This window comes from Candidatus Neomarinimicrobiota bacterium, from assembly GCA_016784545.1.
In the GTDB taxonomy this organism is placed as follows: Bacteria; Fidelibacterota; UBA8477; order UBA8477; family JABMPR01; genus JABMPR01.
In genome coordinates this window covers 56,142-66,742 of sequence record JADHUM010000013.1, presented here as the reverse complement: position 1 = coordinate 66,742, position 10,601 = coordinate 56,142, and the positions used below count along the sequence as shown (strand labels likewise).

At 44.0% G+C, this 10,601-nt stretch carries 9 protein-coding genes; 2 read left to right on the top strand and 7 right to left on the bottom strand.

Annotation, left to right across the window (positions count from 1 at the left end; all coding sequences use genetic code 11):
- Positions 1-144: 144 nt before the first annotated feature.
- From ISR87_04700 to ISR87_04670, 7 genes are all read right to left on the bottom strand, one after another.
- Positions 145-438, bottom strand: a complete 294-nt coding sequence (locus ISR87_04700; GenBank protein ID MBL7024736.1) for an integration host factor subunit beta — start codon at positions 436-438, stop codon at positions 145-147.
- A gap of 14 nt (positions 439-452) precedes the next feature.
- Positions 453-1,340, bottom strand: coding sequence for a signal peptide peptidase SppA (gene sppA / locus ISR87_04695; protein ID MBL7024735.1), 888 nt, complete (start codon positions 1,338-1,340; stop codon positions 453-455).
- Positions 1,333-2,961: a LysM peptidoglycan-binding domain-containing protein gene (locus ISR87_04690; protein ID MBL7024734.1), complete on the bottom strand. Its 1,629-nt coding sequence runs from the start codon at positions 2,959-2,961 to the stop codon at positions 1,333-1,335. The genes sppA and ISR87_04690 overlap by 8 nt, the downstream gene beginning before the upstream one ends.
- Positions 2,962-3,066: 105 nt before the next feature.
- Entirely contained in the window at positions 3,067-4,116 is a 1,050-nt protein-coding gene (locus ISR87_04685; GenBank protein ID MBL7024733.1) for a DUF2851 family protein, read from the bottom strand.
- 77 nt (positions 4,117-4,193) lie between these two features.
- A complete protein-coding gene (locus ISR87_04680) occupies positions 4,194-4,910 on the bottom strand; it encodes a 1-acyl-sn-glycerol-3-phosphate acyltransferase (GenBank protein MBL7024732.1) in 717 nt (238 codons plus the stop codon).
- Positions 4,911-4,914: 4 nt separating this feature from the next.
- Entirely contained in the window at positions 4,915-6,189 is a 1,275-nt protein-coding gene (serS, locus tag ISR87_04675) for a serine--tRNA ligase (GenBank protein ID MBL7024731.1), read from the bottom strand.
- A 114-nt stretch (positions 6,190-6,303) separates the two neighbouring features.
- Positions 6,304-7,707, bottom strand: coding sequence for a sugar transferase (locus tag ISR87_04670; protein MBL7024730.1), 1,404 nt, complete (start codon positions 7,705-7,707; stop codon positions 6,304-6,306).
- A gap of 327 nt (positions 7,708-8,034) precedes the next feature.
- Here ISR87_04670 and ISR87_04665 point away from each other — a divergent pair, with 327 nt between their 5' ends.
- Positions 8,035-9,594 carry a hypothetical protein gene (locus ISR87_04665; GenBank protein ID MBL7024729.1) on the top strand — a complete coding sequence of 520 codons (1,560 nt, stop codon included), beginning with the start codon at positions 8,035-8,037 and terminating at the stop codon, positions 9,592-9,594.
- A gap of 10 nt (positions 9,595-9,604) precedes the next feature.
- Entirely contained in the window at positions 9,605-10,600 is a 996-nt protein-coding gene (locus ISR87_04660; protein ID MBL7024728.1) for a hypothetical protein, read from the top strand.
- Position 10,601: the final 1 nt, after the last annotated feature.

Below are 10,601 nucleotides of genomic sequence, written 5' to 3'. Positions count from 1 at the left end.
TAAACGCTTCTTGCGTTTATGTGTTGCGATCTTGCGCCGTTTCCGTTTTTTTCCACAAGGCATGTAGCTTCTCCTCTTTCAATGCGGCGCGAATATAAGAGCCCAACCATAGTCCACAAAGTAATTTATCGCAGGAATATTTAGCTATTCTCTGGCCATAAGTGAAACATTTACACGATCACGAAGCAAGCGAGAGGGTTTAAACACTGGGACATAACGAGCTGGCAAATTCACAGCTTCACCGGTTCCCGGGTTCCTGGCCTGTTTGGGAGCTCGTTTTTTCACTCCAAAACTTCCAAACTTTCTAAACTCCACCCGAACTCCATCAACCATTGATTCAGCCAGAGTTGTGAGAAAAGCATCGATCACAGCCTCCGTCTCAACTTTGGTCAATCCGGTTCCACCTGAGATGATATCAACCATATCTGCTTTGGTCATGCTAGTCTCCTTTGTTAATAGGGGATGCGATACTGCAATTTTATACTTGAAGATGACTCCCAACCTGGCAAGGCTGAGGAAACATCATCCTTTAAAATGGTCCACCATGATCTTCGTGGCTCTAGGGGATACTGCAATTGGCTATTTTGAGGCATACCTGCCTCTATACATAGTGCTCTCCGGGCATCTTCGAAGGTGCCAATGGCATCCACCAAATTTGCTTTATAAGCCTGCCTTCCAGTAAATACTCGTCCATTTCCCAGACTTTGCATATTTATCTCATCAATCCCGCGCTCCTGAGAAACCACCTCAGTAAATTGTTCATAAACATCATCTATGATTCCCTGAAAATAAGCCCTCTCCTGGGCACTCATTTCACGGAAAGGTGAGCCGGCATCTTTAAAGTCTTGAGACTTAACCGTTCGCATACCCACGCCAACCTTTTCCATCAGATCAGAGTAAACGGGGAACTGCATGATAACACCAATACTTCCAGTCAAAGTGCCATCGTTGGCGAATATGCTATCAGCTCCCAGAGCGGCATAATAGCCCCCTGAGGCTGCCACACTGGCCATACTCACAAAAATAGGCTTGTCACTATTGTCCCTGACTGTTTTTATTGCATGATAGAGTTCCTGAGACGGTGCGACCTGACCCCCAGGGGAATTAATGGGAATCAGAATGCCACCGATTCTATCGTTTTCTGCGAATGTTTTCAAGGAGGATATCCACTTGCGGGAAGCGTTTATTTCCCCTTCCAACGGTAAGACAGCAATACGTTTTGAGTGGTCAAACCATTTTTCCCCACTCTCTTTTTTCGAAACCATGAAGAGCAAAACTGCGAGAACAGCAATGACGATTACTCCATAGATGCGATTTTTATTCTTGTATTTGCTATCCATTATTCTTTTTCGTGTAAATTGTTAATTTTTGTCCTGGATAAATGTGCTGTCCATAGCTCAAACCATTCCAATGCCGAATGCGTTTAGCACTGGTATTAAAGTTTTCTGCTATTTGACCCAGCGTATCACCTTTTCTAACAGTATAGGTCTTTTTCGCGTAGTCTGAGGCAGGGGGTGAAGACTTGCTGGTCGTCTTTTTGCTTGAGGTAGAGGCATAGTTCTTAGGCGCAGGGATCACCAACTTTTGACCCACCGAAAGTCTATTTCGATTTTTAATGCGATTTGCCTGAACAAGTTTTGTTAAGGAGACATTATACTTTCTGGCAATAACAGATAAGGTTTCACCACGACGAACATAATGAACCTGGTAGTCTATTTTATCAGAAGTTGGAATGGATGCCATGGCTGTTTTACTCACCGAGCCTTTGCCTATAGGTACTTTAAGTTGGTAAGGTGTTTTAGCTGGTGGGGTGACACCTTGTCGCAATTCAGGATTATATGTTTTTAGATCTTGATAATTCACGCGGAGCGCATGGGCGATTTTATCAAGGTCAAGACTCCGATCAATATCTATTACTTCATACTCCCAATCTGTAAGATCGTCCACGTGGAAGCCATAACTCTCAGGGTCGCTACCAATGATAGCAGCAGCTATGACTGTGGCGACATAATTACGGGTTTGCCGGGGCAGGGTAATCATGCGCCAGTAATCGCGATGTCCTTCCCTCCTGATTGTCCTCCGAACTCGAGCTTCGCCAGTATTGTATGAAGCCATAGCCAGGTACCAGTCATCAAACTCATCATGGAGGTCTTTTAAATATTTTGCTGCAGCGTGAGTTGATTTTACCACATCCCTGCGTTCATCCACCCACCAGTCACGTTTCAAACCGTAGCGACGACCCGTTGCGGAAATAAATTGCCATGGGCCTACTGCATGAGCATATGAATAAGCTTTTGTGTTCAAGCCAGATTCAATCATGGCCAGATATATCAATTCCTCGGGTAACCCATAGGAAGCGAGAATGGGTCTGATCGTTGTGGCATAAAAGGAATAGCGATCCAACCAGATCTGGAATTCCTTGTGCTTTCTATGCTGAAAAAGATTAATCATGGTCTTTACGCGGCTATTCAAAATGAGAGGGAGATGACCATCTCTGTCATCCACAACCATAAAGGTCACATCTGCATCAAGAGAATCCAATAAATCACTCATGCGTGATAGCTGGTCCTTCAAAGAAGGTTGCCCAAGGAGATCTTGAAGATCATCGCTGATATAACCTTCAAAATCTGTGGAAGCCAATTCGCTAAGTCCGGAAACCGTCTCTCTGATCTCATCAGGAATGGGATCATCTATCTCTTCTATGGCGGCCAGCGTTGCCACGAGACGTTCAACCTCAAACTGGACCCCTAAAGTATCCCGGGCAACAATCATCAATCTGGCATCGGCGTAGTAGCGCTTGGCTTCCTGTATAAAATACTCCAACAGAAAATCATCGTCTTCCAGGTCTATGGGTGGTTTTATCATTTGGCCCATACTCAACATACTGGGAACAGGCATGAGCTCTGCTGAAAAGCCAGGGATACTGATGAGCAAACTGAGGGTCAAAGCGAACTTTAGCATTCGCGAACTATTGAATGACTTCATAACGGGAGAGAAGATAGAATTAACATTATTTGATAACAAGCTCAGAATCAAGCTCTTATAACTTTTATATCATCCTGTGATTTAATTGATATGTGTTAAAGTATGATGGTATTGGATCAAAGGGCATTTAGAGCAGGGCCCCTTGCTACAATAAATCTTTTTCCATGCCAGTAGCCCTTGTTGTTCAGCCACACAGGTTATTTTTGACAGCCCCAGGCGGGGAAGCATCTTCTTTTCCAGACCATAATGTCTGAATATTTTCATCCTCTGCCATAGCGCAAAGCCACGATCATCCCCCATGAAAGGAGCCAGAATATTAACCAGCCATTCCAGGCATTGGTTTTGGGACAGACCAAAACCTTGCATCTCGACAAATACATGGGACCATGAATCTTGAGGCAGGGAGAGCCAATCTTCTGGTAGAAATAATTGAGGGGCTAGCATTATCCTGCTCAGCAGCCACGATTTCGAAGAGCGGGCTGGGTAGGACAGATTACTCCCCTCCCAGGTGCGACAATCCGGCCATAGTTTTAAGCCCAGAACGCTGGCAGCTTGATGCAACCACTGAAAGCGAGAGCCCCCTGCCATGATAATTTCTATCATTCCCAGGAAAAGTGGACTGTACCCCTGCCCTTCCAGAGCCAGTACTTTCAGATGGGTCTGTTTCTCCCTGAATCTGAAAAAAGCGTGTCCTATTAACTCTTCCTCAGTGATTTGTCGGCCTGACAGGCACCTGCCAGCCCCTAGATACTTTCGGTCCACCTTCAATGTTGGAATATCAGGACCCGCATCACCTTCCAGAATGACATGCAGGATCACATCATGGTAGCGCTCATCATTCTGGTGCCCATGAACATACCAGTCTCCTGCTGTGATGTGCATTTCCACATCACCACTCATCTCAAAATCGTCCAGGAGAATCCGCGATCTGAATATATCAGGACCGTGACCATCATTGCACTGTCCTGAATCCAGAATAATTAAACGCTCACCATCAACAGTACGGAGATCAACTATCTGTTCTCCCTGTCGCAGCCACCATTTGACCAAATCCTTTTCCTGAGTATTCCAGTTGAATTGACTCCCTTCAGCAATAGCATCCTGCTGAAGCAATACTTCTTGATAATCCATCCAAAGTGTCCTTGTTTGGCGGAATTTAAATCATGCACTCACCTCAAGGAAGTACAATTTGAGGCAAATCTAGTGACCTATTTTTGAGGAGGGATGTAGTGCTCTACAAATTGCGATCTTGCATCATCAACAAATTGTTGTCTGGTTTCAGTGCTGTATGCACCTGGGTCCATGGGAGGTAGAATAGACAGTGTGATGGTTGTGGAAGATATGCGACGTTCTTTTTTGCCCTTGGCTTTATGTGCCCCGTTAATCACTACTGGAACAATGGGGATGCCTGTATCCAGGGAAAGGATGAAGGCACCCTTTTTAAATCGTTGAAGCTGGCCATCCATGCTGCGTGTACCTTCTGCAAAAATCACTAAGGAGTGACTTTTATCTTCAGACATCTGAATGGCAACTTGATCCATCACCGCCAGGGCTGCCCGATGATTTTTCCTGTCTACAAAATAATGACCGGCGGCCCACATGGCCCCACCAAAAAAAGGGACATATTTCAGTTGTTTCTTTGCCAGCATACCATGTTTGTTTTTTATCCCCCAATAAATGGCGGGAATATCAAAAGCTGAAGTGTGGTTGCTGATAAAGATGTACTGGGCGTTCTCATCAATATTATCAAGGCCTTCCACCTCAACTCTGACCCTGGAGATTTTCAGAACACCTCTGGCCCATCTCTGACCCAGGCGGTGGGCATTCCGACCAGTCCGATCAACGACTTTTGCCAGGATTACAAAGGGAATACAAATAGCGGTCCACAAGGACACGATTCCAATAATAAGAAAGTAGTGGAGCATGCTGCTAACTTAGGTGTAATCCAGCTGAACCCATGTAGGGTGCCAGAATCTCTGGGAGGAGAACACTTCCATCTTTTTGTTGATACGTCTCTAAAAGTGCTACCAACAAACGCGGAGTTGCCACCCCTGAGCCATTCAAAGTATGGAGCAGCTGCACCTTACTTCCACTTTGGGGTTTGAATTTTATGGCGCCTCTGCGGGCTTGAAAGTCTTCAAAATTTGAGCAACTCGATACTTCCAGCCACCTCGCTTCTCCAGGTGCCCACAGTTCCAGATCATAGCATTTAGCTGCGGCAAATGAAAGGTCTCCTGTAACCAACTCAATGACGCGGTATTCAAGACCCAGTGCTTCAAGGATATCTTCAGCATCACGCCTCAGTTTTTCCAATTCATCGTAGGAAGTGTCGGGATGGGTGAATTTTACCAGCTCGACTTTGTTAAACTGGTGCAGACGTAAAAAGCCACGTGTGTCCTTCCCGTAGGATCCCGCTTCACGACGAAAACAAGATGAATACGCGCAATAGCGAATCGGCAAATTTTCTTCAGGAATTATTTCCCCCTGGTGGATATTGGTCACTGGTACTTCTGCCGTTGGAATCAAATATAGCTCATCTTGGGGAAGCTTGTACATATCGTCTTCAAACTTGGGCAATTGACCTGTTGTGGTCATACTCCTGGTATTGCTCACTACTGGAGGAAGCACCTCAGTATAGCCGTGCTTATCAATATGGAAATCCAACATAAAGTTAATAAGAGCCCGTTCCAGTCTGGCACCTTTACCTGTGTATAGTGGAAATCCAGGACCGGCAATTTTGGTCCCTCTCGGAAAATCAAAAAGATGTAGACTTTCTCCTAACTCAAGATGAGTGAGTAATTTGAAATCGGGTTGATATCTGTCACCCCACTCCTTCACTACTGGATTCTCTGAGGCATCAGCTCCAACAGGGGTAGTGGCATGTGGTAAATTCGGGACTTGAAGTAAAAGCTCATTCAACGGTGCCTCGACTTCACGCTGTTGATCATCCAAACTCCTTATGCGCTGACCAATCTCTCTGGTTTTGTTGATCAAGTCGGAGGCATCTGCCCCATTCTTTTTCCGTATGGCCACCTCTCTTGAGACAACATTACGCTCATGTTTAAGAACCTCGACCTCGGCAATCACATCTCGACGTTCCTGATCCAACTTCAGGATTGCATCAAAATCAATCTGGACATTCTTATTCTGAATACCCCGCTTGACAAGCTCTGGATTTTCCCTAATTGTTTGGATATCTAACATTCTCTAAATCCCACTCTGATTTTTCCCGCCTAAAAATTGTTAATAAGTACAACCTGTATGCTTCTAACTTCTAACTTCTAACTTCTAACTTTTAACTTTTAACTTCAAAAATAATCATCTGCTCCCCGACCCCGTAAACATCACATAGACAGTATACATAATAATTTTGAAATCCAGTCTTAAAGAAATATTCTCCAGATAAAATAGATCGTATTTCAATTTTAACCGAGAAGCCTCAAGTGTGGTATCATAACCCTGCTTAACCTGAGCCCAGCCGGTAATGCCTGGTTTAACCTGATGTCTCCGCGGATAAAGCGGGTACAACTCAGAAATTTTATCAACAAAAAATTTACGTTCCGGTCGTGGACCAACAAGACTCATTTCATTCTTCAAAATATTTATTGCCTGGGGAATCTCATCTAACCTGAGATGTCTGAGGACCCGACCCACTTTTGTAACTCGAGGATCAGCTTCAGTTGCCCAGACAGGACCTGTATCGGCCTCAGCATCCTGAATCATGGTTCTGAATTTAATTACTTTAAATGGTTTACCATTTTTTCCCACACGTTCCTGGGCAAAAAGAACTGGACCTTTTGAGTCCAATTTAATGGCAATGGCGATGAACAAAAGAATGGGAGAAAAGATCGTGAGTGCCAGAAGTGCTACAAAAATATCAAATAGTCGTTTTGCGGCGCGTTCCCACAACGGCATATAATCCGGCATGATGTCAATCAGTGGGATCCCATGGAGCTGTTGCGTTCTGGCAAGTCCAGAAATTGCATCAAACATATCAGGATTCGTTTTAATGCCCACCTTGTGATCTTGCAACAGGCGAATAATGTCTATGGTTCTATCATGATGATCACGCTCAAGTGCCAAAACAACTTCATCAATGTTCAGTTCGTTGATAATCCTGGAAATATCTTTCAACTCACCAAGAATAGGGATGCGTAACTGAGAAGCTTCCAGACCCTGCTCCCCTTCCATTCGAATGAATCCTACTGGTTGGTAACCAGAGCGGGGATTGGGGAAGAAGGCATTTTGGACGATGAGACCTCTTCGATTGAGCCCCACAATAAGTGTCTGTGCCAACCCCTTCCCCTTCTGTAGCAGGTTGAGGTGGATTGAGCGAATCACGATCCTGCCAAAGCTTATAGAAAAAAGCAAGGAAAGCGCATAAAATATGAGGATACTTTTACCAAAAGTTACTGGGTTATCCAGGTCAACTGTAAGTAGGTAGATCAAAAATGTACCAATAAATATGTACTTCGTGATATTGATCAGCTCATCTGATCGAGAGATGGTGCGCTTGATCTTATAAAGACCATTCAGAGTAAAGAGCGTGATCCAGAAAATAGAGAGAAGTGCTGAGGGGAATTGCATATCAGACCACACGAGTTGAATCGTGTTGTTGTACATCCCAGATTCAAATCTGAGGAGAAAAATGACTCCAAAACTCAGATTGATGCTGATAAGATCAGACCCTATGAGCAACATTCTTTCCAGCCAGCGTGGCATACTTTCTTAGCTACTCCTTTTCTCTCGCCAGGGACTGATTTCCCCAGTAGAAAAACGGAGTGAATATAATCGTTCACCTCGAGATTCAAAGGTCGGGACTATGGGGGTCCAAGGTCGAAAGTCGAAAGATTCATAATATTGGACTATTACCCCTACCCTATACCCCTACCCTATACCCTATACCCTATACCCTATACCCTATACCCTTATACCTTTTCCTACTTCCTACTTCCTACTTCCTACTTCCTACTTCCTATCTTCCTACTTCCCAATTTTCAATCCCAAGTAGAATACTAGTATCTTGTTAAACCTTTCTTAATTTTCACGATGAAAAAGCTGACTCTTTTCTTACTCCTGGCATCTCTCAGTGTTGCACAAAATATTCCCATAAGCATGGACGATCCCGTGTATGATTTCCTGGAAAGGCAGGAGAGCCATGGATATATAAACAGCGAGAACTGGAGTACTCGACCATTCACCTATTCTCAGATCAATTCCATGTTGATGGAAATTGAGTCCCATTCTGCCGAGCTTTCAACCCGGGATTTAAAGATTTTAAAATGGTACCAGCAATTCTTTAATCGCAAATTCCCTGAGCAGACACTTACCTTCCCCTGGAGTCGATCAAATTGGTCCCGCATGTTTCAAGCTGAAGTTTCTGACCCACCGCCTCTCTTCATGACCTATCATCTGGGGAATGCATCTGGATGGGTCAGTTGGTCCGAAACATTCCGTCTACAGAATAATGGAAAGGCTTCACGCGGGTACCACACGGATCACCTGGAAATTTCAGGATCCAAGGGTCCTATTGCCTTTTCCACTCAATACACTTTTTTCAGGGTAACTCGAAATGACAGTTTTTCTGAGTTACCTGATACCTATAAAGAGGGCTATCTCCTGGACCGGGACTACATGAAATGGATCAACTGGGGCTATCCTACATCCTCTCTGACATATACGCATCCCGACTTCACCATGGGGATTCACCGCCAGCCTGTATACTGGGGATACTCGGCCAATAACTCACCTATTCTATCAAACAATGTCAACCCTCTCCCCTATGTTGAGTGGACCACGCAGATACCCCACCTGCGATTCAAATTCATGCATGCTCGATTGAGTCCAAATGCAGAAGCAAAACAGGACACCACAAATGAGCGCCGAAATCTCTCCGCACACCGGGTTGAGTTTGACCTGACACCCAATTTCGAATTCGCCTTTAATGAATTTGTCGTCTATGCACACCGTGATTTTGAGTTGGGATATCTGAACCCTGTCAACTTCCTCTTTGCTGAGGAGCAGGTCCAGGGGGATCTTGACAATAAGCTTATGGCGCTTGACTTTAAATGGAGAATCATGCCTGGGCTAACCACCTACGGAACATGGTTTTTTGATGAATTGGATTTTTGGAAATTATTCTCTGGCTGGTGGGGAAATAAGTTCGTCTTCCAATTGGGGGCTACTTACTATCCAAAATCTAACCTACCCTCTCTGAATCTTGAGTATACAGCTGCCAGACCGTGGACTTATTCACATTTATTTCCAATTAATAGTTACACTTCAGGGGGCAGAATATTGGGGCTTCGCGAGGGGCCCAATTCGACGACAGTAGCAATATCCAGCTCATGGCAATTAAATTCAACCCTGTTGCTCTCAGGAGGAGTGGAAATTAACAGGCGGGGTGATGATCCTGGTGCTAATGTATTACTTAGCTATTCAGAACGAGGTGATTTTGAGACTGAAGATGATCAGTTTCTAAATGGACAGATAATAAGGTCAACAAGAGAATATTTTGCACTAGATTTTCACTACAGCCAGGCACTTTCTTTCAAAGCCATTTGGCTGTCAGATCAAGGATTAGAATTAGGAACCAGGTTTACCTGGTAAGGGAAGAAGATTGAAGAACAAAATTATCAACGCTGCTGGTAAAACTTTTCTCATCACTTGTACCCTCTTCATCATGATTGCTTGTCATAAGGGAGCCAAGGATCCCTCTCCAGATTCTCTAGGAAGTATAACCTCTACCTCATTTAAGCTTGAGTTCAATAGCTATGATCTGCAAATACTGGATCAGGAAGACATGCCTTACAGCCAAATTAGCCTTCTGCAGGTAGGTAGTCTCCCCTCTGATTCCAACGATACATTGCGAATGGGCATGTTTATTTGGGAAGGTGAGTACTACAATCACCCAGTACGACTTGCTCAGAAAATTTTACGTTGTGAACTCACTTATAGAGAAACTGGGGATAGCCTCTTCTTAAGGGGGGCTGATATATATATCCAAAAATTGTTTGAAATTGGACATTGGAACGATGATGCTATCTATTTTCCGTACGAATTCGAGCTATACCCCCACGCAGGTCGAGGAGAGGACAATGACATCAAGTTAAGGAATCCTTGGTTCTCTGGTATGTCTCAAGGACAAGTTTTATCCGCACTTTCATTACTATACAGAACGACGGGGGATGTTAAATATCTTGACTATGCAGAGCCCGTATTTAAGAGTTTCACCAAATTAAAATCGAACAACGATCCATGGATTGTATACATTGACTCAGCGGACAATTTGTGGATAGAAGAATATCCATTTGATGACCCGACCAATGTGCTCAATGGATTTATTTTTGGAATATTCGGGTTGTATGACTACTATCTTTGTGATCAGCAAAATGAACTGAGAAAATTTATCCTGAATGCTACCATCACTACAATCGAAAACAATATTCAAAGATATCGTAGAGAGGACAGCTATAGCTATTATTGTTTAGGGCACAGATACGCAGCCGAAAGCTATCACCACATTCATGCTGATCAATTGGCCACATTATCAATGATAGCCAATAGTGATTATTTATTTGAAATGAGTGAAAGTTTCAAACTTGACAATGATTGAT